Here is a 26,462-nt window from a genome sequence, read left to right on the forward strand (position 1 = left end):
TTTACCATTAATAAGTGATTATTTCATTGTTAACTGATAAATGCCGTACGCGTGCAGAATTTGATCTTAAGATTAGGAGAGACCACTTCATTAGACCCGTTGAGAAATACCTGTTTGACCGCGATTTTTATGTGCAACTTTGTTCCAGAACGACGAACCATCATCATATTTCTTACCTTAATGAGCAGTAGTTAAGAATTTCACCGTCTAAAATCAAAAAGCGCTAGGAAAATTTTTCCTAGCGCTTTTAACGTTTATTTTACTTAATGAATTGTAACAACCAATTACTACCATAGACTAGCATGAAACTATAAGCAGCTATGGTAAATGGCTTTAAGAAGATGATAATAGCACTGAACTTTTGCCAAGACATTTTGGTTAAGCCCGCAATTAAAACTAAAACATCATCAGGAGCAACGGGAAAGAAAATGGCTGCTGCAAAGAACCAATCAAATGCGGTTTGATTTTTGGTTTTGCCAATGTAACGATCGTAAACTTTCTGAGGCACAACGTGGAGGATAAAATCCTTACCATAGTGACGTGCTAAAAAGAAATTAATAAACGAACCAACGACAATCCCAACATAATTATAAACAAATCCCCAAAGTGGTCCGAATAAAATCACACCTACCGCAGTACTAATACCGCCGGGAATAATGGGAATAACCACTTGAACAATTTGGATACCGATGAAAATCAGTGGTCCAATCAAGCGACGTTGGCCTAAATAACTCTGCAGGACCACCTGATTACTAAAAAGTCCTAAATGCCACCAATAAATAGTTAACCCGATAATTGCCATCAGGGACAAAAGTGATGAAATATTAATAAGTCGTCTACTGGCTTGTGCACTCAAAGTTTTATCCCCCTAAGCAATATCAGCTATTTTTAAAAGTCGCTCCATTCATCATTATCATTGTTGTAATCATGATTTGGATTTTCTGTATTTTCTGATTGTGTCTTTTGATTAACTTGATTCTGATAATTATTGACAACATCGTCCTCGCGGGCATCATGGATCTCTTTACGTCCTGTCCGTGCATCGCGATAACTTTGACGATATTGTTGACGTTGATAACGCGATTGTGCTCTGCTTTGTGTTGCTTTATGGCGATCATCGCGCATAAATAAGTTAACTAATGCAGCAATAATAATGATCGGAAATAAAAACTTCAATAAACCGAAGAAGAGCCCTACCGCTCCTGCAAGCAATGCAAATACAACAATTAATAAAACCGGTACAAAAAGTAAAAATAATAGAAACGGCAATCAAAACACCTCTTATCGATTAAAAGTTACTCCAATTATCATTGGAATGGTTCTTACTATTAGAACCAAAATTACGATCGCTGCTTGAACCTTCTGGCATTAAAATCCATAAGATAATATAAGCAACGATACCTGTACCACCAAATACGGCCAGAAAAGCAAAAATAATGCGGATAATCGTTGCATCAATTCCGAAAAATTCGCCTAAACCACCGGCTACCCCTGCTAATTTGCGATCTGTTGTTGAACGACGTAAACGTTTATTCATGTCAAACTCCTCCAATTATCTTTTTTAAAACTAGACTTTTTAAACTGCTGATCCCCACATCGTGGTCTTGACAGTTATTTTAACTTGTCTATTGGTTATCCTTCAAATAGATTGAACCAGAAGTGCTATTTAAATGTAAACTAGCACCTTCAGTTTCGCCCCGCTTAAAGTCAACGCGATGTCCAGTTGTTGACTTCTGATCCATGATCTCTAAATCATGATTACGTGTGTTGACTGCCCCTAACCGTGTCTTAGCACTGCCGTGAAAATCTAGTGTTGATTCAACTGCTGTTTTAACATCGCCATGCACAGAAGATGCATCTAAACGATGTAAATCGGCGTTATGCATCGTGGCACGTACATTACCATTGACCGTTGACAAATCACTTGCTTGCACGTTGGCATCCACTTTAATATTGCCATTCACTGTACTAAATAAGGCTTCTCGTAAATGACTGTCTAATAATTCAACCGAACCGTTAACTCCCTCAACTTCAATCATTGTTGCTGTCACTTGGTTAAGATAGGTTTGGCCGTTAGTGGTCTTTAAATAGATATCTTTACCATTGAAATTGGTCATTTCAATATTGCCGTTTAACAAGTTCATCGTTACGTGATCATAAGTTCGTTCAGGCAAGAAGATTTCTAAATCGGCTTGAACGCGTTTATTAGGGACTTGGAAAATAAAACGATCAGCGGTTACTTCAATATGGCTGCGGCGAGTAAATGAATCTAGCGGTTCTGCTTCATCCATCCGTCCGAATAATTTAATATTGGCAGCTACTTTAATATCATCGTTGTCCCAAGAGGTCAACTTAACCTGACCATTGGCGTTTTTGATGTCAAGAATTGAAGCTGTCGCATCTTCAAAAACAAAATCATGCTTGAAACTTGAAGAAACAATTCCAGGGACTTTAATCGTAACATCGTTCCAATCAATGTTATCGACAACACTCTTAACGGTATTTTTAACGAAACTACCTAATTGGCTGCCAAAGTCTGACATCTTTTCGCCAAAATCGTTAAAAGTTGAAGCTGTGTTATCACGTAACTCATCAAAATGAATGTTTTCTTTGATCCGGTCACGGGTTAACTTACCGATTTGTTTATTTAACTCACTAATCTTTTCACGCAATTCATCTTGGGTTAATTCCAAGTTTTCTACCGTTTGTTGTAGTTCAACGACGCGGCCTTTAGCTTCAGTTCGTTCTTGAACCTTTTCTTCAGTTAAACTATCCAAGTCTTCCATCGCATCAATCACTGTAATGTGTTCTTGATCACGGTCAATTTGACGTTGAACGGCAGCAATCTTCGTTTGAGTTTCTGCTAATTGATCATTATATTGAGCTAATTCAGCTTTTAAATCACTTAATTGAGTTTCATATTCGTTTAAGCGTTGTGCTTCATCGTCGTCAGTAGATGTTGCTTGGTTATCTGAAAAATCATCTGTTTCAGTTGTTTGTTTAGTTGAATAATCTTGTGTGTTAGTTGTCGCTTCTTTTTTCTTAGCTAAATTTTCTAATAAGACTAATCCTTCTTCGGAAGTGATCACGCCTTTTTTAACTAATTCTAAAATTCGTTCACGTTCGTTCATGATATTTAACCTCCATTGGTCTTGATATATCTCGATTACAAATACTATTATGACTGCTTCAAGTTAAATAGTCATAGGCCTTTGGGTGGATTTTAACATCAGTCTATGGTGAATAATTTGTTCAGTGTTAATTTCATCAAATTTTTTGTAGTTGCATCAAGCTTATTAATTGTAAGTAGAACAATAAGATGCTAAACTATTGTAAGTTTGTTGACTTAAGTTTTTGCTAGCTAAATTATCGAAGGAGAATTTATGGCAAAAAAATCTAAAATTGCTAAAGAATTAAAAATTGAAGCCACAGTTAACAAGTATGCGGCTAAACGCGAAGCATTAATCGCTGCGCACGATTATGCTGGGTTATCTAGATTGCCTCGTAATGCCTCGCCAACCCGAATTCATCATCGCGATGCACTGGACGGTCGACCTCATGCTTACATGCGTAAATTCAAAATGTCTCGACTTAACTTCCGTCAACTAGCGCACTTAGGCCAGATTCCCGGCGTTAAAAAAGCAAGCTGGTAAATAAAAAACACGTCACTATCATAAATATTGATAGTGACGTGTTTTTATTTGATTAATTTAGACCACTAATTTTTATATTGAATATCAGGGAATGTTTCGTCTTGATGTTGGCGAACAAATTCAGTAGCTTCTTTATTAACAGCCTTCAAGTCCACACCTTGTTGCTTAGCCGCAAATAAACAGCCACAATAACACTGCCGATAAACATCATATTCTTGACACATTTCAATTGAGCGTAAATATCCAGAACGTTTCTTAAAGTCACTGGGTAAGTACGAAACGTTGTAAATATGTTGAATATCAAAACCTAATTCATTAATTATTTGGGCATTTTTATGTGGACTAATAGTTAAGGCGCTTCCGAAATAATCAAATCCTAACGCTTGAGCCTTTTGAGCAACACGGTCAAGACGGTAACTGTAACAAAGTGTGCAGCGCGCACCACCTTCAGGCGCTTGCTTCAAATCTTTCACAACACTAAGCCATTGACCCGGTTCATATTCAGCCCCAATAAACGTCACCTGATTGCCTGTCTGCGCATTAAAATCAGTAATGAATTTCTGCTGAACATATTTGCGTCGTTCAAACTCCATTCGTGGATGAATATTGGGATTATCATAATAAACCGTCACGTCTGCAAATTGCGTTAAATACTCTAATGTATAAGTACTGCACGGTGCACAGCAACTATGTAATAGTATTCTAGGTCGCTTAGTTTCTCGTTGCCAATCTTGGATCACTTTTTGTAGTACAACATCATAATTAATCTTTTGACCCGCTTCAAACATTTTAGAAATTTTAGCGTATTCTAACATTGAATATTTACCTCATGATTCTACTTACAGTATTAAAATTAATTTGCTGATTTATTATAGCATGTACATTCATCTTATTTTTGGAAAATTTTAGACAAAATAATAGACGACCTAGCTGAACCGTATCCAGCTAAGTCGCCTTTTTGTTGCGTAAAGAGAAGTTAGATGCATTTTTCATATCTTTCGTAATATCTAACACCTCATGCTATTCAATTGTGACAAGAAGCTCGTTTACTTCGCATTCATAATTTTCGCTTATTTGCGTTCCGCTATTATCGGCGGCTATTAATTGTAGCTGCTAAACTGCTTCCTGCTTGGTTGTGTTGTCTAAATAACTTCAGACATACACCTCCATCAACATTTTTATTTTGAACTCAGAATTCTGCTTTTCACACAGCTTTTCCGATTGTTACTTTAGCCTTCCACTACTGAGGAAAGTATAGTTGGTATTTTACTACCAACACCTATTACTTGATTCAAAATCTACTTAGATACTGACGATCTGTTGGATCCTAAACCTCAAACGAACTGTTAATGCTAAAACTTAAGCTTACGCTAATCGCAACACTTAAATCTTTAAATCTAGAGAACCTTGCTGTTCTGTCCATTAAACTCTACAGGTTATTCTCTCTTGGCACCGCTCAACTCTGGCCTGAATTGAGCATCACTTGACTAATGATCACTAGTTCTAATTTGCTAGGACGATAATCCTATCGTTGACTAGCTGAGCACCTGCTCCTCTTTACAAGTATATAGTAACAGCTAATGTAATCGGTTGCAAGTAAAAGCCCTTAATCTTTTAATTATTTTTTATTTGCATTTTAACCATAAAAAAAGCTGCTACAAATGCCAATGTAGCGGCTTTTCAAAGAACTTATTTATTTAACTGGATTAATCGTTGTACCTTGTTCAACATAGCTAAAAATATTGTCAACCGAAATACCAACCATGTTCTCAACAGCCTTCATTGAATGATAAGCAATGTGTGGTGTGATAATCACATTATCCATCTCTTGCAAGGCCAAATAGTGTGATTCTTGTGGTTGCTCACCACTTTGAATTTCTCGTTCAATATCAGCTTCATATTCAAAAGTATCGATTCCGGCACCAGCCAAATGCTTCGTTTGGAGTTCGCCAATTAAAGCATCAGTGTCAATTAGATTGCCACGACCAGTATTTACAACAATTGCATCTTGCGGTAACAGTGCCAAGCGATCAGCATTTAATAGATGATCGTTCTCTTTAAGGCCTGGAACGTGTAACGTTACCAGACTAACTTGCTTCAATAAGTCTTCTAAAGAATCAACATATTGCAGCCAATCAGGCGCATCTTTTTTAGGAAAAGCATCAAAAGCAATAATCTTAGCACCCATATTATGCAATAATTCAGCGGTCGTAAAGCCAATATGACCAGTTCCAATAACACCAACAGTCTCATCACGCAAAGTTCGACCGGTCATTTTTTGGGCGGATACTAACTGACCGGCTTCAATAGCACGATCCATTTCCTTAGTTTTCCGGAGTAATCGGAGCATTGTCATAACCACGAATTCTGCAATGGTAGCAGGTGAATAAGATGGTACATTACTAATTTGAATATTATATTTACGAGCAGCCGCAAAATCGATATTATCCGTACCAACATTACGTAAAGCTAATAAAGGAATCTGCAAGTCGGCCATTTTTTTAAAGAGTGGTTCGTCATAAGCGCCTGTTTGCATCGTACTAATCGCGTCACTACCAGCAGCTAGTTCAATGTTATCAGCAGTAACCCATTCTGGGGTTTGAACTAATTCGAAATTTTTTGTTTGAGCAAGTTTTTCGAAATAATATTTTTCTTCTTTGTTTACACCAAATGCTGTTATTTTCAAAATTCGGCGCCTCCTAAATCTAAACTAATTTTATTTATAAAGCCGTTGATGATCGGTCATGCCTTGCAAATAAAAAGTGGCATTTTTTGAGATTGGCGTAATCACCATTTCACTACCATCAGTTGGTAAAGCTTGGTTAAAGAAAGTTTCATATTCACTAACAGAAAGTTTTTGACGTTGATCTAGCATTTCAGCTACATTCACTTGTTGACTAACATCTTGATACCTAGGTTGTAAAGTCCCAGTAAAGAACTCGCCAACTGCACCAGAACCATAGCTGAACAAGCCTAACCGCGCGTTAGCGGGCAAATCACTATTTTGCAATAACGATAATAAACTCAAATACAAGGAGCCAGTGTAAATATTACCCACGCGACGATTAAAAACCGTGGCTTTAGTAAATTGAGCTAACAAGGATTCTTGTAATTCAGTATTACTGTCAGCACTAATTTGGCGTAATCCTTTAAGCCCCAACTTGGTATAAGGAATATGGAATAATACCGCTGCAAAGTCTGCCAATTCAGCAGAAGTCTTCGCCTGATAATCATGCCAAACCAAGTCTAAGAACCGTAGATATTGCTCCGTTGAATATTTGCCTTTAGCAAAAGCTGTATCAGAATAATTAGGCCGCCAAAAGTCCATAATATCCTCACTAAAATAAGCACTCGTTCGTTCTAATGCCAAAATTCTCGGTTGGCGAGTAACAAGCATCGCTACGGCACCAGCACCTTGAGTGACTTCTCCGGCAGTGGCTACCCCATAGCGAGCCACATCTGAGCCTAAAACTAATACTTTTTGACTATCAGCATGCGCAATAAGATGATCAACGGCTGTCTGTAAAGCGGCCGTTGCCCCGTAACAAGCTTCTTTAACTTCCAGCGCACGCGCACGCGGATTAATTCCGAGCAAGCGTTGCACATATAATGCACCAGCTTTGGATTGGTCAATGCCACTTTCAGTTGCAAAAATAATTTCATCAATCTCAGCCAAATCATCAGCTGATAAAATCTTCACGGCCGCATTGGCAGCCATAGTCACAACATCTTGGTCAAGTGGTACAACAGCTTGTTCATCCTGACCAATTCCGATTTTGAACTTATTAGGATCCACATCGCGTTCATGTGCTAACTCAGTTAAATCAAGATAAAATTCAGGCGTATAAAAGCCGATCTTATCAATTCCTATCTTTTCAATCATTTTCTTATTCACCTTTTTTATCACGTAATTGTTGCAACAATGCTTGTGCTAACGCGAGATCTGCCCGGTTAGCTTGATTAAGTTGTTGTTGTAAAGTTGCTATTTCTGAACCAATTGCACCAGCTTGAATGGCTAGGTTGGCTGATTGCAAACGCATATGACCAGCTTGAATACCACTGGTAACTAGTGCCCGTAAAGCAGCCAAATTATTAGCTAACCCAACGCTAGCCATTATACCCATTAGTTTTTCAACCGTTGGTTGTTGCAAAATCTCTAAGCTAATCTGGGCACCTGGTAACGAATTGATGGCTCCACCAACACTACCTATTGTTAATGGAAATGTTAACCGGCCATGCAAAGTTTGTGTTTTTAAATCAGCTTGCCAAGTAGACAAAACGGTTTGGTTTTGTGCGTTTAAATAAGCCGCCGTGGCCGCACTAAGCGCGCGGATATCATTACCTGTGGCTAAAGCGACGGCAAAAACACCATTCAAAATACCTTTATTTTCAGTTGCACCTCGGTCAGCGTTTAAATGCGCAAAGTCATTTAAAGTTGCGATTCGTTGGGCCACCTGTTGCCCACTCATTTTTTTAGTGGAAAGAGCTTCAAAGGGAACCATACAAGTAACTTTTGCCAGCATTTTTTGACCACTATTACTTAAAATTGCTGCGGTAATTAGCTCTTGATCATTGAGCATATTGGTTTGCAAATATTGCGCAACAGCTTCCGCAATGGTATTTGCCAAATTCGCACCAAAAGCTGCTACTGGATCAATCCACAATTCAACTTCAACAAACTTTGAACCAACTTGGTTGATCGAAAAATGATGTAGGCCACCGCCACGTCTAACAATACTAGGATGGGCATCATTGGCTACCTGCTTAAGATGATCGGCAATTTCATTAAATCGCGCCGTAAAATCAGCAAAGTCAGTAACGTTGGCAATGATGACTTGGGCTTTTAGCAAGCGTTCTTTAACCGTGGTTGTAAAACCACCGCCAGCTGCTACCCGCTTGGCACCATTACTGGCTGCGGCAATGATTGATGGTTCCTCAGTTACCATCGGAATTAAATATGATTGACCGTCAATCACAAAATTATCAGCTACGCCAAAAGGTAAATTAAATTGACCTAAATTATTTTCAACCATAGCACTAAGTACTTGGTCGCTTAATGCCGGTTTGTTCAACAAGTATTCACTGCTAGTAGCAGATAAAATACCTTGCTGCTGTAATTGAGCTAACCGTTCTTGACGCGACAATTCATAAAACTTCATTAGGCTAACCCTTCTCGACTAAGACGCAGCGCAATACCTTGGCCGCCGCCAATACATAAAGTCGCTATTCCGTTGTTTAGCTGTTGCTGCTGCATAATATTAAGTAGTGTCGTGACCATTCGTGTTCCTGTGGCAGCCAAAGGATGGCCCAATGCTGTTGCACCGCCAAACGGATTTAACTTTTCCTCAGGGATTTGTAAAGTTTGTTGTACAATCAAGGCTTGGGCTGCAAAGGCCTCATTTAGCTCAACAACATCAATTTGCCCCATCGTTAATTGAGCATTGGCTAAAACTTGTTGAACAGCAGCGATAGGCGTAATCCCAAACAATTCAGAACTTGTACCAACTTCAGCAAACTCTTTAACATACGCTAAAATTGGCCACTGCTGTTGTTTCGCAAATTCTTCAGTTGCTAATAGAACCATGCTTGCCCCATCATTAAGTGGTGAAGCGTTTCCTGCAGTAATCGTTCCGTCTGCAGCAAAAGCGGGTTTTAATCCTGCTAAACCAGCTAATGTGGTATTAGGACGAATAGCCTCATCTTTTACAACCTCAACACCATTAACAACTACTGGGACAATCTCTGGAGCAAAAGCTTGGTTAGCTGACGCTTGAGCTGCTTTTTGCTGAGATTTCAAGGCGAATTCATCTTGTTGTTGCCGCGTAATGCCCTCTTGTTGGGCAATCCGTTCAACTTGAACGCCCATTCCTTCACCAGTTAAAGCATCCGTTAAACCATCATTAAAAAGACTATCTTTCAATTCACCTTCACGATCAATAGGTTGCTTTTTGGCGGGGCGCTGTAATAATAACGGCGTATTAGACATACTCTCAATCCCGCCGACAACAACTGCCTGTACTTCACCAAGTTGTAGTGCTTGTTGGCCAAAATGCAAGGCTTTTAAACTCGAGCCACAGACATCATTAATTGTTGTTGCCGTCACTGAATTTTGTAAACCACTTAAAATAGCAACTTGCCGGGCAGGGTTTTGGCCTAAGCCAGCACTGTAAACATTACCGAGTAAGACTTGTTGAACTTGTTCGGCTGCACCGTTAACTTCAGACAACAGCCCTTTCAAACAAGCAACGCCGAGTTCAACAGCGGAAACATCCTTAAACTGGCCTAAATACTTACCAATTGCTGTACGTTTGGCCGCTACAATGACAACTTTTTCCAAATAACGAATCTCCCTTAACTTTGAAATATATGATGACGTAACTTTACCGGTCAAAATAAAACTGTTAGCCTATAGAATAACTGAAAAAAATATTTTTGTCTTAAATTGCGCTTGATTTTAAAATAATATTATAACTTTCACACTATGAGATGAGTAATAAAAAAATTATGAGGTGATAACTTGTTAGTGTTAGATTTTCTCCAGTTAATCAGTGATGTTGCTAAACAAACACCTTTTTTCTTTAAAAATAATGAGATAACTTATCGTCTACTATTACCCCAAACAATCGAAATAAACCAACAACCTAGCTTAATTTTTACCACCAGCACAGGCGGAAAGTCATTGTGTCAGTGGGAACTCTTTGTATTATTAAATAAACCAGAATATCGCCAATTACCTATTTATTTACAAATTAACGAACAACCACGACCTGTCTTCGGCTTTAAACTGGCAGATGGTAAAGCTTGGTTAAATTAACCAATAAAAAATCCTGACGTAAAATTGTCAGGATTTTTTATTAGGCAGAGGCTTGTTGCCGCTTTTCTGCGAGTTCATTTAATTTACGCAATCGATGGTTAATTCCTGATTTAGAAATTGGGCCACTAGGAACTAATTGACCAAGTTCACTTAAAGTTTTATCAGGATAGGCTAAACGGAGCTCAGCAATCTCGCGTAACTTAGCTGGTAAACTTTCAAAACCAACTGTGGCTTCTAAATATTTAATATTCTCAATTTGTTTAGCTGCTGCATCAATTGTTTTATTCATATTGGCTGTTTCGCAATTAACCAAACGATTAACTGAATTGCGCATATCGCGGACAATCCGAATATCCTCAAATTTCAACATCGCGTTGGTCGCACCAATTACCTGTAAGAAATCAGCGATCCGTTCTGCTTCTTTCAAATAACTAATATAGCCACTGCGCCGCTCTGAAGTTTTAGCATGGAGTTCAAAGTCATTCATCAATTTAAGAATATCGGCGTTATGTGTTTCATATAATGAATAGATCTCTAAATGATAACGACTTGTCTCCGGATTATTAACACTACCGCCTGCTAGAAATGCACCGCGCAAATAAGAACGACTTAATTCAGTGTCATTCATAATCCAATCAGGGATATTAGGCTTAATCGTGTATTCTTCAGCATTCATAATATCCAGGTCTTGTAAGACCATCATTGTTTGTCGCAATACTCGAACAATATATTGATTGTTTTTTTTCAATTTCATTTTACGTTGGACAGAAAGCTCGGCTTCAATCTGATAAACCTGCTTCAATAGCGAATAAATTCGCCGTGCTGTCGCGGGATTTTCTGTTTGAACGTTTAAAATAAATTGATGATTGGTTAAAGATAATGCGCCATTCATGCGTAATAGCGCCGCTAATTCTGCGCGAGCATGGGCCGGATGAACTTCCAATTGCGTCAGTTCTTTTTTTACATCACTTGCGTATGACGCCATTTACTCAAATCCTTACTTCCTAGTATGTTGAAAGGCCCGATTCAGGATTTCCGTTGCCACCTTATCCCCATCATGAAAAACACCATGGTCATGTAGCGAAAGGAAATCATCTGAAATCACACAACGACATTGCGCTTGGAGCCCATTAAAGTCATGTTTAACCTGGGTTAAATATTCATCGTATTTTTGATAATCAAGGAAATTATCAGGCACTTTGCCAATATTGACTAAAACGGTGTCGACATATTGACCACCAAGATGTTCATTAATGACACGAACATGCTCTGCATCAGTAAAATGTTCCGTTTCACCTTTTTGCGTCATAATATTACAAATATAAATTAGTTCAGCATTACTTTGACGAACAGCTTCACCAAGATTTTTAATCATTAAGTTCGGCAAAATACTGGTAAACAAGCTACCTGGTCCTAAAACAATCACATCTGCTTCCGCAATCGCCTCTAAAACAGGTTGAACAGCCGTTGGTTCCTCATCGGGCGTATCTGTATCTGTGACCCAAACACGTTTGATCTGTTTACGCTCACCAGAAATCTCCGTTTCACCAGACACGATTGACCCATCTTCAAACTCTGCATTAAGGGTCAAAGGTTCATTAGAAGCAGGATAAACATGGCCATCGACTGCCATCATTTGCGATAGTGTCTGGACAGCGTCAAAAATGTTACCTTGCATTTCCGTTAGTGCCGCAATAATTAAATTACCAATCGCATGTCCTGCAAAAAAAGAGTCTTTACTGTCAAAGCGATATTGCAGCACATCTAGAAATTCTGGATCGGCATCTGATAAGGAAACAATCACATTACGAATATCACCCGGTGGCACCACGTTAATATAATTGCGAATAATACCTGAAGAACCACCATCATCAGCCACGGTCACAATTGCGGTAACGTTAGCATTTTGTGCGCGTAAACTACCTAAAATAACTGGTAAACCAGTACCACCACCAATAACGACTACTTTAGGCCGACGTCCTTTAATCACACGGACAATTTTATTATCTGTTGTCATGAGCGATTTACCGTCTCTTTACGCTTATTTAAATCACGGTGCGTAATATCCACCGGATAATCTAATTTAGCTAAGTCCTCACCAATGCGTTGTGCAAAAGCGACTGAACGATGTTGACCACCTGTGCACCCAATAGCGATTGTTAAACTAGTCTTACCTTCTTTAACATAACCTGGTAAGGCAGTTTTCAACATTGTCAGTAATTCTTGATAGAAAGTTTCACTCGTTGGTTGACTAAAGACGTAATCAGCCACGTCCTCATCTAAACCTGTTTTAGGTTTAAACTCCGGAATATAGTAAGGATTCGGCAAGAAGCGCACATCCATCACAATATCAGCATCAATTGGTAGGCCGTATTTAAAACCAAAGGACATTGCCTCAATATGGAAAGTTGGAGCATCTTGAGTTTTAAAGTTTTCAAAAATTTCTTCACGTAATTGCCGGGGTGATAAATTCGTGGTGTCGATCATCAGTTGGGCCCGATTACGCATTTCTTGCATTAACGTCCGTTCTTTAGTAATACCATCCATTAATCGACCTTCCATCGCTAATGGGTGTGAACGCCGTGTTTCCTTATAACGGCTCACTAATTCTTCATCGGAAGCATCCAAGAATAGAATTTTAGTGGTGACAAAATTCGTATTCTCCAAGCCAGATAACATATTAATAATTTCGTCATAAAAAGCTCTTGAACGCAGGTCAATGACTAAGGCTATCTTAGTAACCTTGCCTGATTCTTTTAATAATTCCCAGAACTTCGGTAATAAGTTAGGTGGCATATTGTCCACACAGAAATAACCGAGATCTTCGAAGGATTGTATCGCTACTGTTTTACCAGCACCGCTCATTCCCGTAATAATAACCAAATTTAAAGTTTCTGCTGTCATAAAGCACTTCCTTAATAAGTCATAACAATCCGGGCGTTTCATTTTTCATTGTAGCCTAGTCTACAAGGGAAAGCAACTAAGAGTCGTTGAACGCAAATTTTGGCTAAAAAAAGATATGACGCTGGCACGTCATATCTTTTAAAATTTATTCTTCTGTCTCAGTTGTCGCTGCGCTCATTTCCACTTCTTTTTCTGCTAAAGTGCGTTGACGGTCGCGGTCAAGAATTGTTTTTAAGTATTGACCGGTATAACTTTCCTTAACTTCCGCTAATTCTTCAGGTGTTCCAGTAGCGACGATATAACCGCCACCTTCACCGCCTTCTGGACCAAGATCAATTAAGTGATCAGCTGTTTTAATCACATCTAAATTATGCTCAATAATTAAAACAGTATTGCCATCATCAACTAACCGATTTAACACTTGTAATAAACGCTTGATATCATCAGCATGCAACCCGGTAGTTGGTTCATCCAAAATATACAAATTATGACCAACGGATTGTTTATGCAGTTCAGAGGCTAGCTTCATTCGTTGAGCCTCACCACCAGATAACGTGGTAGCTGGCTGTCCAAGTTGAACATAGCCCAAGCCAACATCAACAATGGTTTGTAGTTTACGACGAATTTTTGGAATAGCCGCAAAAAAGTCCAAAGCTTCTGCAACTGTCATATGCAAAACATCAGAGATATTCTTATTCTTATAAGTTACTTCCAAAGTTTCTGAGTTATAACGAGTGCCATGACAAACTTCGCAAGGTACATAAACATCAGGCAGGAAGTTCATCTCAATCTTAATAATGCCATCGCCTTTACAAGCTTCACAACGACCACCTTTAACGTTGAAACTAAAGCGACCTTTAGTATAACCACGTAACTTAGCTTCGTTCGTTTGTGCAAATAGGCCACGCACATCATCAAAAACACCAGTATAAGTCGCCGGATTACTACGTGGTGTCCGGCCAATTGGACTTTGGTCAATATCAATCAAGCGATCAATATTTTGCCAACCTACAATTTTCTGATACTTACCGGGCTTTTCAGAATTGTGATTAAGTTTCTGGGCCAAGACGCGTTTCAAAATTGTGTTAACCAAGGTCGATTTACCTGAACCAGAAACACCGGTCACAACATCAAACTTACCCAGTGGAAAACTGACGTCAATATCTTTCAGGTTATGTTCGGCAGCACCGACGATTTTAATCGACTTGCCGTTACCTTTACGGCGTTTTAATGGTACGGGAATAAATTCCTTGCCAGCCAAATACCGACCAGTTAATGACTTAGGATTAGCCGCCACTTCTTCAGGTGTTCCGGCGGCCATGACATGCCCTCCGTTTTCACCAGCGCCTGGGCCAATATCGATTAAATAATCAGCAGCACGCATGGTATCTTCATCATGTTCGACCACAATTAAAGTATTACCAAGATCCCGCATTTTCTTCAATGATCCAATTAAGCGATCATTATCGCGTTGATGCAAGCCAATGGAAGGTTCATCAAGAATATACATGACGCCAGAAAGATTAGAACCGATTTGGGTTGCTAAGCGAATTCGTTGTGCTTCACCACCGGATAAAGTAGCAGCAGCACGTGATAGCGTCAGATAATCCAAGCCAACATTCATCAAGAATGATAGCCGATCCTTCACTTCTTTTAAGATTGGTTTGGCAATCGTCGTATTTTGTTCCGATAACGTTACTTCTTTGAAAAACGGTAAGGCATCCTTAACCGCATAGTCGGAAACTTCCGCAATATTTTTGCCACTAACCTTAACGGCTAAAGCTTGCGGATTTAAACGTGCCCCATGGCAAGTTTCGCAAGTTAATTCCGTCATATACTGCCGCATCGTTTGACGTGTGAAATCACTATTCGTTTCTTTATAACGGCGTTTAACATTAGTAATCACGCCTTCAAACTCAACATCAACATCGCGAACGCCGCCAAAATCATTTTCATAGTGGAAATGAAACTTCTTATCGCCATTCCCATATAAAACAATATTGCGTTGGCGTTCTGTTAACTTGTTGAAAGGTTTGTCCATATTGATCTTAAAGGCATGAGCTGCTTGTGCTAGTAACTCTGGATAGTATTGCGAACTAATGGGATTCCAAGGCGCTAAAGCACCCTCATTTAGGGTTAGCGAAGGATCTGGCACGACTAAGTCAAGATCGACTTCCAGCTTAACGCCAAGCCCATCACAGTCTGGACAGGCACCAAACGGCGCGTTAAATGAAAATAGGCGCGGCTCCATTTCGCCAACAGTAAAGCCACACAATGGACAAGCGTAATGTTCAGAGAAAACCAGCATCTCGCCGCCAATAACATCAACGTTAGCGTAACCATCAGATAAGCGCAACGCCGCTTCAAGTGAATCAAACAAACGTGAACGAATGCCGTCTTTAACGACTAAACGATCAATCACAATATCGATATCATGTTTCTTGTTCTTATCTAACTCAATCTCATCCGTAATTTCGTGCATCTCGCCGTCAACACGCATCCGCACATAGCCTTCACGTTGAATCTTTTCAAAAGCTTTTTTATGTTGACCTTTTTTAGCACGTACAATTGGTGCAAAAATCTGAATTTTAGTTCTTTCTGGTAAACTAAGAACTTTATCCGTCATTTGATCCACCGACTGACTCGAAATGACCGTACCATCATTAGGGCAAATTGGCGTACCAACTCGGGCCCACAATAAACGTAAATAGTCATTGATTTCTGTGACTGTACCAACAGTCGAGCGGGGATTTTTCGAGGTTGTTTTTTGATCAATTGAAATGGCTGGGCTTAAACCGTCAATCGAGTCAACGTCAGGTTTATCCATCTGCCCCAAGAATTGACGTGCATACGCCGATAAACTTTCTACATAACGGCGTTGCCCTTCTGCATATAACGTATCAAAAGCCAACGAACTCTTTCCAGAACCGGATAAACCGGTCATTACGACTAATTTATCCCGGGGAATCGTCACGTCAATATTCTTTAAATTGTGTGCTCGCGCACCGTGAATCACTATTTTATCATTTGGCAAATTATCCCACCTCAGCCTTTAATTCCAGTAAAGCATCGCGCAAGTTAGCGGCTGTTTCGAAATCAAGTTTCTTAGCAGCTTCTTGCATTTGTTGAGTTAAGCTCTTAATGAGTGCTTTCTTCTCATCTTTGCTCATTTCATCAAAGTCAACCGATTCATCAGCAACTTTATCAGATTCTGTCACCGCTTTAGTTGCTTGAATTGCCGCACGAATTGGTTTAATAATCGTGGTTGGCGTAACATGATGTTCTTCATTAAATTTCTCTTGAATATCGCGGCGTCGCTGAGTTTCATCAATTGCCACCCGCATAGAATCCGTGATTTTATCCGCGTACATGATAACTTTCCCATGTGAATTACGCGCTGCACGTCCAATCGTCTGGATCAATGGTCGTTCGGAACGTAAGAAACCTTCCTTATCGGCATCAAGAATCGCAACTAAGGAAACTTCAGGAACGTCAATTCCTTCACGCAGTAAGTTAATCCCAATTAAGACATCAAACTTACCCATTCGCAGATCTCGCAGTATTTCCGTTCGTTCCAAAGTTTTAATATCGCTGTGAAGATACTTAACCTTAATTCCTAAATCCTTTAGATAATCGGTTAAATCTTCAGCCATCTTCTTGGTTAAGGTTGTCACAAAAACACGTTCATTTTGTTCAACACGTTGATTAATCTCACCAACTAAATCGTCAATTTGTCCCATAATTGGGCGCACTTCAACTTTAGGATCTAATAAGCCAGTTGGTCGAATAATCTGTTCAATCTTTTCATCAGTTTGGGCCAATTCATAAGGACCTGGCGTTGCAGAAACATAGAGAATTTGATTCACATGTTGCTCAAATTCTTCTAATTTCAAAGGACGGTTGTCCAAAGCGCTTGGTAACCGGAATCCGTAATCAACCAACATCTGTTTACGCGCACGGTCGCCATTATACATACCCCGAATTTGGGGCATCGTCACGTGTGATTCGTCAATCATAATATTGAAGTCTTTAGGGAAGAAGTCTAACAGCGTAAATGGTGGTTCACCTTCAGCACGACCTTCCATTTGTCGAGAGTAATTCTCAATGCCTGAGGTATAACCCATTTCTTGCATCATTTCAATATCATAAGTTGTCCGTTGTTCTAATCGTTGCGCTTCTAACAACTTATTGTCTGCTTTAAGTTCTTTTAACCGGCCATCTAATTCAACCTGAATCCGTTTAATCGCCGCATCCATCTGCTCATCATTAGTCATAAAGTGAGTCGCCGGGAAAATTGAAACTTGTTCACGCTCACCAATCACTTCACCAGTTAAAGCGTCAACTTCGACAATACGGTCAATTTCATCACCAAAAAATTCGACACGCAAAGCATGATCATCTCGCGAAGCTGGGAAGATTTCGACCACATCGCCGCGCACACGAAAACGACCACGTTGAAAATCAATATCATTGCGGTCAAATTGAATGCTAACTAACGCTCTCAATAAATCATTACGCTCTAGCGTCATCCCCTCACGCAATGACAAGACACTATCTTGATATTCGCGAGGATCACCTAAGCCAAAGATACAAGAAACAGACGCAATGACAATCACATCATTACGCTCCAACAATGAACTAGTTGCTGAGTGCCGCAACTTATCAATCTCGTCATTAATTGATGAATCCTTTTCAATATAAGTGTCACTTGAAGGCACGTAAGCTTCTGGTTGATAGTAATCATAATAACTGACGAAATATTCGACGCGATTATTAGGGAAGAATTGTTTAAATTCACCATACAGTTGTCCAGCTAAGGTCTTATTATGAGAAATAATTAACGTTGGCTTATTTAAGTTAGCAATAACATTGGCCATGGTAAACGTCTTACCAGTACCAGTGGCACCTTCAAGAATCTGATACTTATTACCTGACTTAAAGTCGTTGGTAATGCGATCAATAGCTTGCCCCTGATCACCAGCAGGTTGATATTTAGAAACTAACTCGAATTTATGATTGGTTTCGCGATTGAACAAATGGCTGCCCCCTAAATATGGTCTCGAACACAAAAGCCCTTTTTGAGCCGTACTGGCTAAGAAGGGCTTGTTCTAATCACAACTAATTGATAATATTTAAGACTCAAAATACACTAAATATTCTACCATACCGAACATAGTTTCGCTATATTTAGGCTTGTCAATTTCAAAAGATTAATCACGCTCACTGGCGCTTTAATAATTCATCAGAAATCGCCACTAACCGCGCTCGATCGGCAAACTGTTCGTTTAATAAGTCGGGCAAAACTTCATTTAAAAAGTACTGAACGGATTTTAATGATTTGAATTGAATAATTGTACTTAAACTTTCACGGAAAATATCTAAATAGACCGATTGGGGATTACCTTTTTGAATTTCACCAAATGATTCATACAATAAATCAACCTTATCCGCAACAGATAAAATCTGCCCTTCTAGCGTTTCATCCTTACCTTCTGATAAGCGACGCATATAACGTTCCTGTAAAAATTCTGGAATTTCATTTTCAATAAAGTTCTGGGTCATTCGCGATTCCACTTCTGCTAATTGACGGCGCAATTCGTGCGTCGCATATTTAACAGGTGTCTTAATATCACCAATGAATCGCTCTGTATAATCGTGATTGAGCGCTTTTTCGTATAGGCGCTGCCAATTGACTGTCTGCCCACTTTCTTCCTCTATATCGCCTAATAATTGGGCAATTTCGGCTACTTTGAACGAATGTGCTGCGACCGTATGCTCTTGATATTTAAAAAAACCTGGCGCACGATTTAAAGTCTCTAAATTCGACAAACCTTCGATATATTCATGCATTCCCATACAAAAAATCCCCCTGTCACTTTAAGATAAATTTTTACTATCGTATCACTTTGACAGAAGGATGTACAAAAAAATACTTTATTCAATTAGAGTTGCAAGGTAAAGCAGCTGCTTCATATCTACGCGAAATACGCTGGTGGATCGCTGAAAACTCGATTTGAATCAAATGAATTTGTCTTGACGCGCTAAAAGTTCAAGACCTAGAACTGCTGTGTTGGACAAAAATTTAATCTTAATTAGCTCACTTAAACTTAGCATAAAAACCAATATATCTTTGGTGTTAAATACTTGATAGGATTCTACTACCGTCTATCTAAGGACTATTTCTGCGCCATACAAAAATCAAAGCATCAAGTGATAATAATTATTATTTAATAAGGTCCACTACTTATAAAATAATTTAACTATGTAAAAAAAGTGCCTCAAAATCATTAAAGTATTTATTAATGATTTTGAGGCACTTCATCAGAATAACCACATCTCTAATTATTAAGATTATTAATATGAACAAGTATTCACTTACACATTACTCATAAAGCTTACTTCTCACCAGATTTTCCGTTCAGTAAATCCTTCATCTCAACTTTGTCATTTTGTGGCATTATCTGGATAAATACATTAACGCCTTTGTCAAGAATCCGCTTGAACGCGTCATTTTCAGAGTCACTTGTAGAAATCGTATGATAAATACGCTCTCTGCCTTGTTTTGCACCCATCCCTCCTAAATCAATTTCTTTAATATCGATACCATGATCAATAAGATACTCAAGAGATTCTGGGACCTTTGCAAGTATAATGGTTGGTGCTTCTAATGGTTCTGAAAGAAATGTAACTGCATCTTCTCGAGTAAACACGCCGATTGCCATTGACTCGGGAATTGCATTTTCAAGTACATTAATCATAAAATCATCGGTGGCAACACCGTCATCTACAATAATTACTTGTTCAGCGTTAGTAACTTTACTCCAGGCAGTCATGACCTGTCCATGGATAAGACGATCATCGATTCTTGTTAAGACTAAGTTTTGCATGTTTTCGTTCTCCTCCTAAAGATAGATTAATAAGTTCAATTCCAGCACTCATCTTATCCAACGCTATATTTGTTAATTCCTTAACTGTTGTCTTTTCGTTACGCACAGTAGCAACACTTATTAGCATTGGAAGATTCATTCCTGTAATCAATGTGAACGAATATTTATTCTTGAGAAAACCAGCAGAATTATATGGTGTGCCACCTTTAATATCACAAAATACTATTGTATCGCCAACCATCTCTGCTAATACATCAGAAATTTTATCCCGATAATCGTCAGGAGACTGGCCCGGGTGCAACTGAATTGCATAAATTTGTTTTTGTGGTCCAACAATCATTTGCAAGCTAGCTAGTAGCCCTTCGCAAAATGGACCATGACTCAATAATAAAATATTAACCATTATTATTTCCTTTCTTAAAACACTAGCTATTTCGCAACGCCTAATACGCCTAAATATGATAACGCAATACCACAAATGAATATACCTATAATAATCCAGGTTGGATTAACTTTCTTAGCAACTAAACGCCAAATTAATAATGTAACGCCTAATGGAATTAGGCCAGGAGCTAATGTATTAAGAATAGATTGTAACTTCATTGTACTCTTTCCAATTTCCCAAACAAGAGGTGTTCGTACTGCTACACGTGTAGCGGCCATGGCACCGACAACCATTAATCCCACAATACTAAAAGCATTCGTAACCTTATCAATTACGCCGTTCTTTAAAATCTGAATAACTGAGCTTTTGCCTTTTTTATAACCATACATAAACAAGAAGTAACCAATTGCATAAATAACAAGTTCAAAAATAACTGTGAATAGAACTGGGCCAAGATAATTACCAGCAAGTGCCATTGATGCACCAACACTAGCTAAAATTGGGAAGAAAATGCCTTGTTGAACAGTATCACCAATTCCGGCTGCAGGTCCCATAAGACCTGTACGTACACCATTAATATCGTCAGCAGAAACATTTTGACCATTAGCACGAGCTTCTTCCATTGATAATGCAACACCATGAATGATTGGTCCAACCATATGTGGTTCAGTATTAAAAAATACCATATACTTTTTTAGTTCATTAGCTTGTGTGTCCGGATCAGAATAGAGCTTCTTTATCGGATGAATCATCATATTAGTTAATCCTAACGCTTGCATTCTCTCATAATTATATGCCGCTTCATCTGATTGCTCCCACAACCAAGTTTTAACTAGATCTTTATGCGTCAATTTACGTTTATAATTATCAGCACTAATGGTTTCGCTAGCTATATCATCTGTATCGCCCTGAGATGCGACTTTAACCTCTTCATTTTCACCAGTTCGATTCTTAAGCGTTAAACGACGGACCTTTTTTGTTGGTTGAGTCTGGGAAGCATTCTTCTGACCCTGTGTTTGGCTAACAAAAATCAAGAATGCAATTGCTGCTGAAAAGATTGCAATTGCCATAATATCGAGTTTTAAATATACAGCTAAGAAAAATCCAATAATAAAAAATGCATTTAAGCTACGTTTTCCTAAATAATTTAATAACATGGCGATACCTAATGCTGGCATTAAGCCACCAACGACTTCTAACGCAGTGGTCAAATTTTCTGGAATTGCATTAATTAGAGCCGTTGCCCAACCTTTACCAAACATTACAAGGCAAAATGCTGGTATGCCATAAACAATTAAAGAAACAACAAATGATGGAACATAGTTGAGCCAACGAACTGCCTTAATATTGCCGTCATCCAACGCTTTATCAGCTCGATGAACCCAAAAAGAATTTACGGTTTGATAGATTTGAACCATTAACAATCCTAAAAGACTAAATGGGATTGCAAATGTAACTGCTAATTTTGGATTAGCACCAGATAATATTGTAAGTGCTGCACCATATATACCGGCAACCATAGTATTACTTGGCATTACGCCGCCGGCATTAATCCATCCTAAATATACTAATTGAATATTAGCGCCAGCAAGCATTCCGAGCATTGGATGTCCCATTACTATGCCTACCAATAGCCCCGTAGTTAACGGATATGTCATACATCTAGTAATTGGTGCAAAGAACCACCACTGTGAAATGATGGCTAAAAGTGCAACTAATATCGCTGATAATAACATGTTCAGTCCTCCTTAATTATGCCAATAATCTGATTTATAAATTATTATTAAATAATTGAGAATCCTAAGGCTTTAACATCTTTGTAGAATCCTTGAACTGTTTCGAGTGACAATTGATTTAAATCTTTTCCTACCATGGAGAGTTTATTTAAAACTGCATTAGTAACGGTAATAATATCGACACCTAATTCTTGTGCTTGGAAAATATTAAATACTTCTCTACAACTTGCCCATAATAAATCAGCTTGAGGATAATTACTTGTGATCGTAACAGCCTCTTTCATAAGTGGCATAGGATCAACACCTGTATCAGCAATTCTACCGGCAAAAACGGAAATAATATTCTTAGTATCAGGGCTTAACACTTTAACAACATCTTTAACCTGATTAAGTGTTAAAATTGCAGTAACGTTGACTTGTATACCCCTACTTGATAATTTTTTAATTAACGGAACAGATGATTCACCTTTCGTATTAGTAATCGGGATTTTAACAAACACATTACTTCCAAGACTTGATATTCTTTCAGCTTCTTTTTCCATTTTCTCAAAATCGTCACTAAATACTTCAAATGAAAGTGGCATCCCTTGAACAGCTGTCAATGCCTCTTTTGCAAATTGTACGTAATCCGTAACACCAGCCTTTTTCATTAAAGATGGATTTGTTGTAAAACCACTAACAGGCCATTTCTCGCGTGCTTCAACCATTCCATCAACAGATGCACCATCAGCATAAATTGCAATCTTAAACTCTGTCATTCTTAAAAACCTCCAAATATAATATTTTTTATGAGTAAACGTTACCGCAAATGCTGAATTTTTTTGATAGCACTAATGCTATCAAAAATAGGACCATACTTTGTTTATACAGTATAAGCGCTTGCGATAACGTTTACATAACTTTATACTGTCATTAAACACCCTTGTTAAAAAATTGTCAACCCGCGAGGTGAGAAATTGAAATTACAAAAGAACGTCTCCATCAAAGATGTTGCCAAGGCAGCCAACGTATCAGTCGCAACTGTTTCGCGAATAATAAACAACAACGGTAGATTTTCTGAGACCACAAAAATTAAAGTTGAACAGGTAATTAATGAACTGGGATATGAGCAGAATAAACTTGCCGTTAGTTTAAGGTCAAATGAATCCAGTACTATTGGAATTATGGTACCCGATATCACTAATGAATTTTTTGCTGCAATTGTAAAAAAATGTGAACAGAGACTATTCAGCGCGGGATATTCGAGTATTATTTGTAACACCGAACGTAGTCCCGAAAGAGAACAGGAGTACTTCCGTGTTTTACAAGAACATCGCGTTGATGGATTAATTATCATTTCTAGTCAAGAAAGCGTTTTAAATCTATCTAATTATAGTATGTTACCAATACTCTATATTGATCGTGATCCACATTCAAAAAGCGAATCCATCGTTTCTTCTGACCATCACGAAGGAGGAAAAATTGCTACTCAATATTTATTAGATTTAAATTTAACACCCTATCTTGTTATGACTAGAACAGAATCATCCGCCACCCTTGACCGCGTTAGGGGGTTTAAAGAAATTTTATTGAAAAATAGTTATCAAGATCCAGCAAGTCATATTATTAGCCTTGACTTAACATCTGATCAATTTCTGAAGGCTGCACCGCAATTGAATATATTTCTTGAACGTATCGCAAAACAAAAGAAAATTGGTATATTTGCCATTAATGATAATATCGCATATATGGTAATCCGAGCGGCAACGCAATTGGGGATAAATATTCCAAACGATCTAAGCGTAATCGGATACGATGGTACTTCTTATTCAGAGATATCCTCACCACGTATAACGACCATTGTTCAGAACGTTGATTTAATATCTGAACATGCCTGCTCAATCTTAATTAACCAAATACAAGATGGAAAGAAACAAAATAATATTAATTATCACGTTGTTTCCGTTCCAGTTTACTTAGATATAAAAGAAAGTACTATTAAAGCAGTATGATAATATCCACCATCTTGGTTAATCAATACACAAATAATTTTTAAAGTAAAGTAATCTTCTTACGCCACTGATAAAAAATGTTGTATAAGCTAGCTTCAAGTCATACCATAAATATTTAGAAAATTTTTCCAGCACACATTCATCAGCGCTGGAGCAAAGTTGCCAGCAGTGTCCACTACGTTCCAGCAACTAGTATTGTTTAGCCGCCATGAAGAAATACCAAACACATTAAAAAGACGCTAAACCCATTTCTGGATTTAGCGTCTAATTATTTAAGTGCGGTTAATAAATTCTTCAGCGCACGGTTATTACCGTTGCACTATTTCAAACGCGTTGCTAAGTCAGCCTGATACTTTTCAATCTTAGCAGTACTTGTTGCAGCACTATCGCTTTCAACACCGAAATAAAGTTTGATCTTTGGTTCAGTACCGGAAGGACGAACTGCAATCCAAGTTTCATCAGTCAAATAATATTTCAAAACGTTAGCTGTTGGCAATTCTAATTTTTCAACTGTGCCATCAGCTAAGGTCTTAGTTTGGTTCTGATAGTCTTCCGTAGCAACAACTGCAACACCGGCAACTTCTGTCACTGGATTAGCACGGAATTCTTTCATAACATTGGCCATCTTTTCATGACCTGATAAGCCTAGGAAGTCAAATGAAACAGTCTTTTCTTGGAAGTAGCCAAACTTAGTAAATAATTCTTGCAAACCATCATACATGGTCTTACCTTGTTCACGATAAAAAGCAGCAACTTCGGCCAACATTACAGAAGCTTGCATGGCATCTTTATCACGAACAAATGATTTAACCAAATAGCCGTAACTTTCTTCAAAACCAAATAAGAAATGACCTTGACCAGTTGTTTCCATTTGTTCGATTTGTTCGCCAATATATTTAAAGCCAGTTAAAACATCACGTGTTTCCACGCCATAGCTAGCGGCAACCTTGGCTGCAAATTCACTAGAAACAATTGATTTGACGATGCAGCCATCAGCTGGTAATTCACCAATTGCTTGTTTAGCAGCTAAAATATAGTTCACCATTAAAGCAGCAATTTGATTACCTGTTAAAAGTTGATATTCACCATTAGGCTGACGAACAGCTGCGCCTAGGCGGTCAGCATCAGGATCAGTTGCAATTAATAAGTCAGCACCATTTTTAGCACCTAATTGTTCAGCCAATTCAAATGTCTGGGGGAATTCCGGATTAGGGAATGGCGTTGTCGCAAATTCTGGATCTAAAACAGCCTGTTCTGGCACAACTACTACATTAGTTAGTCCAGCAGTTCTAAATACGCGATCATACAAGACCTTACCAGTACCGTGTAATGGTGAATAAACAACAGATAATTCACTGGCAACCTTCTTAATTAAGTCAGGCCGAATCGTAACGGTAGCTAACTTAGCCAAATAAGCTTCATCAATATCTTCACCAACAAGTTGCATCAGATTATGAGCTCGTAATTCAGATTGTGTTAACGTCTTAACACTAAATAAATCGGTAACTTTTTCAATGTAAGCAACAATTTGATTCACTTCTTCTGGTGGCATTTGACCGCCGTCAGGTCCATAAATCTTATAACCGTTATATTGTTTAGGATTATGACTGGCAGTGATCATAATACCAGCATAAGTGTGCAAATGACGCACTGTAAATGATAATTCAGGTGTTGGTCGCAAGCCATCAAAGACATAGCTCTTAATACCATGTGCACCTAGAACGCCTGCTGCATTTAATGCAAATTCTTGTGAGTGATAGCGTGAATCAAAGCTGATAGCTACACCAGCAGCCTTTTGTTCAGCTGGTAATTGATCCATGAATCGTGCTAAACCCTCTGTTGCTTGACGAACGGTATAAATGTTCATCGCATTAATACCAGGTTCCATGACACCGCGCATACCGGCTGTGCCGAACTCCATTGGTTTTGTGAATGCTTCAATTAATTTATCTTCATCTTTGGCCATTTCTGCCAAATCGTTCTTTAAGTCACTTGTCAACTCGGCATTTTGCCATAGCTGATAGTTGTCTTGCCAACTCATAAAAAAACCACCTTTCATGACTAATTTCATTATAACTGATTTAGACAAGAT

23 protein-coding genes are annotated in these 26,462 nt (G+C 38.5%); 3 read left to right on the forward strand and 20 right to left on the reverse strand.

The genetic code is table 11. The features are described from left to right. Window positions 1-259: 259 nt before the first annotated feature. The 4 genes from FC84_RS06980 to liaX form a co-directional block, all read right to left on the reverse strand. Complete coding sequence (locus tag FC84_RS06980) at window positions 260-802, reverse strand: TVP38/TMEM64 family protein (RefSeq protein WP_083479581.1); 543 nt, start codon at window positions 800-802, stop codon at window positions 260-262. An 86-nt stretch (window positions 803-888) separates the two neighbouring features. Continuing rightward, window positions 889-1,269 (reverse strand): hypothetical protein, encoded by a 381-nt coding sequence (locus FC84_RS06985; protein WP_057757190.1) that lies wholly within the window; start codon window positions 1,267-1,269, stop codon window positions 889-891. A gap of 19 nt (window positions 1,270-1,288) precedes the next feature. Next, the gene (locus tag FC84_RS06990) at window positions 1,289-1,537 is read right to left on the reverse strand and encodes a PspC domain-containing protein (protein ID WP_057757192.1); all 249 of its coding nucleotides are present in this window, start codon (window positions 1,535-1,537) and stop codon (window positions 1,289-1,291) included. Between the two features lie 88 nt (window positions 1,538-1,625). Further along, on the reverse strand, window positions 1,626-3,131 hold the full coding sequence (gene liaX / locus FC84_RS06995) for a daptomycin-sensing surface protein LiaX (protein ID WP_057757194.1): 1,506 nt from the start codon (window positions 3,129-3,131) through the stop codon (window positions 1,626-1,628). Between the two features lie 252 nt (window positions 3,132-3,383). On the opposite strand from liaX, the gene rpsN reads away from it, so the two are divergent. Next, window positions 3,384-3,653, forward strand: coding sequence for a 30S ribosomal protein S14 (gene rpsN / locus FC84_RS07000; RefSeq protein ID WP_057757196.1), 270 nt, complete (start codon window positions 3,384-3,386; stop codon window positions 3,651-3,653). Window positions 3,654-3,718: 65 nt separating this feature from the next. Here the strand turns inward: rpsN and FC84_RS07005 are convergent, their stop codons facing one another. The 5 genes from FC84_RS07005 to FC84_RS07025 all read right to left on the reverse strand — a co-directional run bounded on the left by FC84_RS07005 (window position 3,719) and on the right by FC84_RS07025 (window position 9,990). After that, window positions 3,719-4,468: an epoxyqueuosine reductase QueH gene (locus FC84_RS07005; protein ID WP_057757198.1), complete on the reverse strand. Its 750-nt coding sequence runs from the start codon at window positions 4,466-4,468 to the stop codon at window positions 3,719-3,721. An 878-nt stretch (window positions 4,469-5,346) separates the two neighbouring features. Further along, window positions 5,347-6,339, reverse strand: a complete 993-nt coding sequence (locus FC84_RS07010) for an NAD(P)-dependent oxidoreductase (protein ID WP_057757200.1) — start codon at window positions 6,337-6,339, stop codon at window positions 5,347-5,349. Between the two features lie 30 nt (window positions 6,340-6,369). Then, the gene (locus tag FC84_RS07015) at window positions 6,370-7,536 is read right to left on the reverse strand and encodes a hydroxymethylglutaryl-CoA synthase (protein WP_057757202.1); all 1,167 of its coding nucleotides are present in this window, start codon (window positions 7,534-7,536) and stop codon (window positions 6,370-6,372) included. Between the two features lie 4 nt (window positions 7,537-7,540). Next, window positions 7,541-8,812 carry a hydroxymethylglutaryl-CoA reductase, degradative gene (locus FC84_RS07020; protein ID WP_057757203.1) on the reverse strand — a complete coding sequence of 424 codons (1,272 nt, stop codon included), beginning with the start codon at window positions 8,810-8,812 and terminating at the stop codon, window positions 7,541-7,543. After that, the gene (locus tag FC84_RS07025; protein ID WP_057757205.1) at window positions 8,812-9,990 is read right to left on the reverse strand and encodes a thiolase family protein; all 1,179 of its coding nucleotides are present in this window, start codon (window positions 9,988-9,990) and stop codon (window positions 8,812-8,814) included. Before FC84_RS07025 ends, FC84_RS07020 begins: the two co-directional genes overlap by 1 nt. A 180-nt stretch (window positions 9,991-10,170) precedes the next feature. Between FC84_RS07025 and FC84_RS07030 the strand changes: the two genes are divergently transcribed. Further along, window positions 10,171-10,467, forward strand: a complete 297-nt coding sequence (locus FC84_RS07030) for a hypothetical protein (protein ID WP_057757207.1) — start codon at window positions 10,171-10,173, stop codon at window positions 10,465-10,467. A gap of 40 nt (window positions 10,468-10,507) precedes the next feature. Here FC84_RS07030 and whiA read toward each other — a convergent pair whose 3' ends face one another. The 10 genes from whiA to FC84_RS07080 all read right to left on the reverse strand — a co-directional run bounded on the left by whiA (window position 10,508) and on the right by FC84_RS07080 (window position 23,137). After that, a complete protein-coding gene (gene whiA, locus FC84_RS07035) occupies window positions 10,508-11,452 on the reverse strand; it encodes a DNA-binding protein WhiA (protein ID WP_057757209.1) in 945 nt (314 codons plus the stop codon). Between the two features lie 12 nt (window positions 11,453-11,464). Continuing rightward, a complete protein-coding gene (locus FC84_RS07040; protein ID WP_057757211.1) occupies window positions 11,465-12,484 on the reverse strand; it encodes a gluconeogenesis factor YvcK family protein in 1,020 nt (339 codons plus the stop codon). Next, a complete protein-coding gene (gene rapZ, locus FC84_RS07045) occupies window positions 12,481-13,371 on the reverse strand; it encodes an RNase adapter RapZ (protein WP_057757213.1) in 891 nt (296 codons plus the stop codon). Before rapZ ends, FC84_RS07040 begins: the two co-directional genes overlap by 4 nt. 145 nt (window positions 13,372-13,516) lie before the next feature. After that, window positions 13,517-16,405: an excinuclease ABC subunit UvrA gene (gene uvrA, locus FC84_RS07050; protein WP_057757215.1), complete on the reverse strand. Its 2,889-nt coding sequence runs from the start codon at window positions 16,403-16,405 to the stop codon at window positions 13,517-13,519. Window position 16,406: 1 nt separating this feature from the next. Then, complete coding sequence (uvrB, locus tag FC84_RS07055) at window positions 16,407-18,407, reverse strand: excinuclease ABC subunit UvrB (RefSeq protein ID WP_057757216.1); 2,001 nt, start codon at window positions 18,405-18,407, stop codon at window positions 16,407-16,409. A 184-nt stretch (window positions 18,408-18,591) separates the two neighbouring features. After that, window positions 18,592-19,227 (reverse strand): YfbR-like 5'-deoxynucleotidase, encoded by a 636-nt coding sequence (locus FC84_RS07060; RefSeq protein ID WP_057757218.1) that lies wholly within the window; start codon window positions 19,225-19,227, stop codon window positions 18,592-18,594. A gap of 539 nt (window positions 19,228-19,766) precedes the next feature. Next, window positions 19,767-20,258 (reverse strand): PTS sugar transporter subunit IIB, encoded by a 492-nt coding sequence (locus FC84_RS07065; RefSeq protein ID WP_057757220.1) that lies wholly within the window; start codon window positions 20,256-20,258, stop codon window positions 19,767-19,769. After that, window positions 20,227-20,661: a PTS sugar transporter subunit IIA gene (locus FC84_RS07070; protein WP_057757222.1), complete on the reverse strand. Its 435-nt coding sequence runs from the start codon at window positions 20,659-20,661 to the stop codon at window positions 20,227-20,229. The genes FC84_RS07065 and FC84_RS07070 overlap by 32 nt, the downstream gene beginning before the upstream one ends. A 26-nt stretch (window positions 20,662-20,687) precedes the next feature. Next, a complete protein-coding gene (locus tag FC84_RS07075) occupies window positions 20,688-22,379 on the reverse strand; it encodes a PTS system mannose/fructose/sorbose family transporter subunit IID (protein WP_057757224.1) in 1,692 nt (563 codons plus the stop codon). Window positions 22,380-22,426: 47 nt separating this feature from the next. After that, window positions 22,427-23,137 (reverse strand): transaldolase, encoded by a 711-nt coding sequence (locus FC84_RS07080; protein WP_057757226.1) that lies wholly within the window; start codon window positions 23,135-23,137, stop codon window positions 22,427-22,429. A 198-nt stretch (window positions 23,138-23,335) separates the two neighbouring features. Between FC84_RS07080 and FC84_RS07085 the strand changes: the two genes are divergently transcribed. Next, entirely contained in the window at window positions 23,336-24,370 is a 1,035-nt protein-coding gene (locus FC84_RS07085) for a LacI family DNA-binding transcriptional regulator (protein ID WP_057757228.1), read from the forward strand. Between the two features lie 319 nt (window positions 24,371-24,689). On the opposite strand, the gene FC84_RS07090 is transcribed toward FC84_RS07085, so the two are convergent. Then, a complete protein-coding gene (locus FC84_RS07090) occupies window positions 24,690-26,411 on the reverse strand; it encodes a phospho-sugar mutase (RefSeq protein ID WP_057757300.1) in 1,722 nt (573 codons plus the stop codon). Between the last annotated feature and the right edge of the window lie 51 nt (window positions 26,412-26,462).

It is taken from the genome of Lapidilactobacillus dextrinicus DSM 20335 (genome assembly GCF_001436095.1).
Classification (GTDB): Bacteria; Bacillota; Bacilli; order Lactobacillales; family Lactobacillaceae; genus Lapidilactobacillus; species Lapidilactobacillus dextrinicus.

Coding starts and splice junctions, on each gene's coding strand:
- FC84_RS06980 (WP_083479581.1), bottom strand. CDS start 802: ATGGCAATTATCGGGTTAACTATTTATTGGTGGCATTTAGGACTTTTT.
- FC84_RS06990 (WP_057757192.1), bottom strand. CDS start 1,537: ATGAATAAACGTTTACGTCGTTCAACAACAGATCGCAAATTAGCAGGG.
- liaX (WP_057757194.1), bottom strand. CDS start 3,131: ATGAACGAACGTGAACGAATTTTAGAATTAGTTAAAAAAGGCGTGATC.
- rpsN (WP_057757196.1), top strand. CDS start 3,384: ATGGCAAAAAAATCTAAAATTGCTAAAGAATTAAAAATTGAAGCCACA.
- FC84_RS07005 (WP_057757198.1), bottom strand. CDS start 4,468: ATGTTAGAATACGCTAAAATTTCTAAAATGTTTGAAGCGGGTCAAAAG.
- FC84_RS07015 (WP_057757202.1), bottom strand. CDS start 7,536: ATGATTGAAAAGATAGGAATTGATAAGATCGGCTTTTATACGCCTGAA.
- FC84_RS07020 (WP_057757203.1), bottom strand. CDS start 8,812: ATGAAGTTTTATGAATTGTCGCGTCAAGAACGGTTAGCTCAATTACAG.
- whiA (WP_057757209.1), bottom strand. CDS start 11,452: ATGGCGTCATACGCAAGTGATGTAAAAAAAGAACTGACGCAATTGGAA.
- FC84_RS07040 (WP_057757211.1), bottom strand. CDS start 12,484: ATGACAACAGATAATAAAATTGTCCGTGTGATTAAAGGACGTCGGCCT.
- rapZ (WP_057757213.1), bottom strand. CDS start 13,371: ATGACAGCAGAAACTTTAAATTTGGTTATTATTACGGGAATGAGCGGT.
- FC84_RS07060 (WP_057757218.1), bottom strand. CDS start 19,227: ATGGGAATGCATGAATATATCGAAGGTTTGTCGAATTTAGAGACTTTA.
- FC84_RS07065 (WP_057757220.1), bottom strand. CDS start 20,258: ATGCAAAACTTAGTCTTAACAAGAATCGATGATCGTCTTATCCATGGA.
- FC84_RS07070 (WP_057757222.1), bottom strand. CDS start 20,661: ATGGTTAATATTTTATTATTGAGTCATGGTCCATTTTGCGAAGGGCTA.
- FC84_RS07075 (WP_057757224.1), bottom strand. CDS start 22,379: ATGTTATTATCAGCGATATTAGTTGCACTTTTAGCCATCATTTCACAG.
- FC84_RS07080 (WP_057757226.1), bottom strand. CDS start 23,137: ATGACAGAGTTTAAGATTGCAATTTATGCTGATGGTGCATCTGTTGAT.
- FC84_RS07090 (WP_057757300.1), bottom strand. CDS start 26,411: ATGAGTTGGCAAGACAACTATCAGCTATGGCAAAATGCCGAGTTGACA.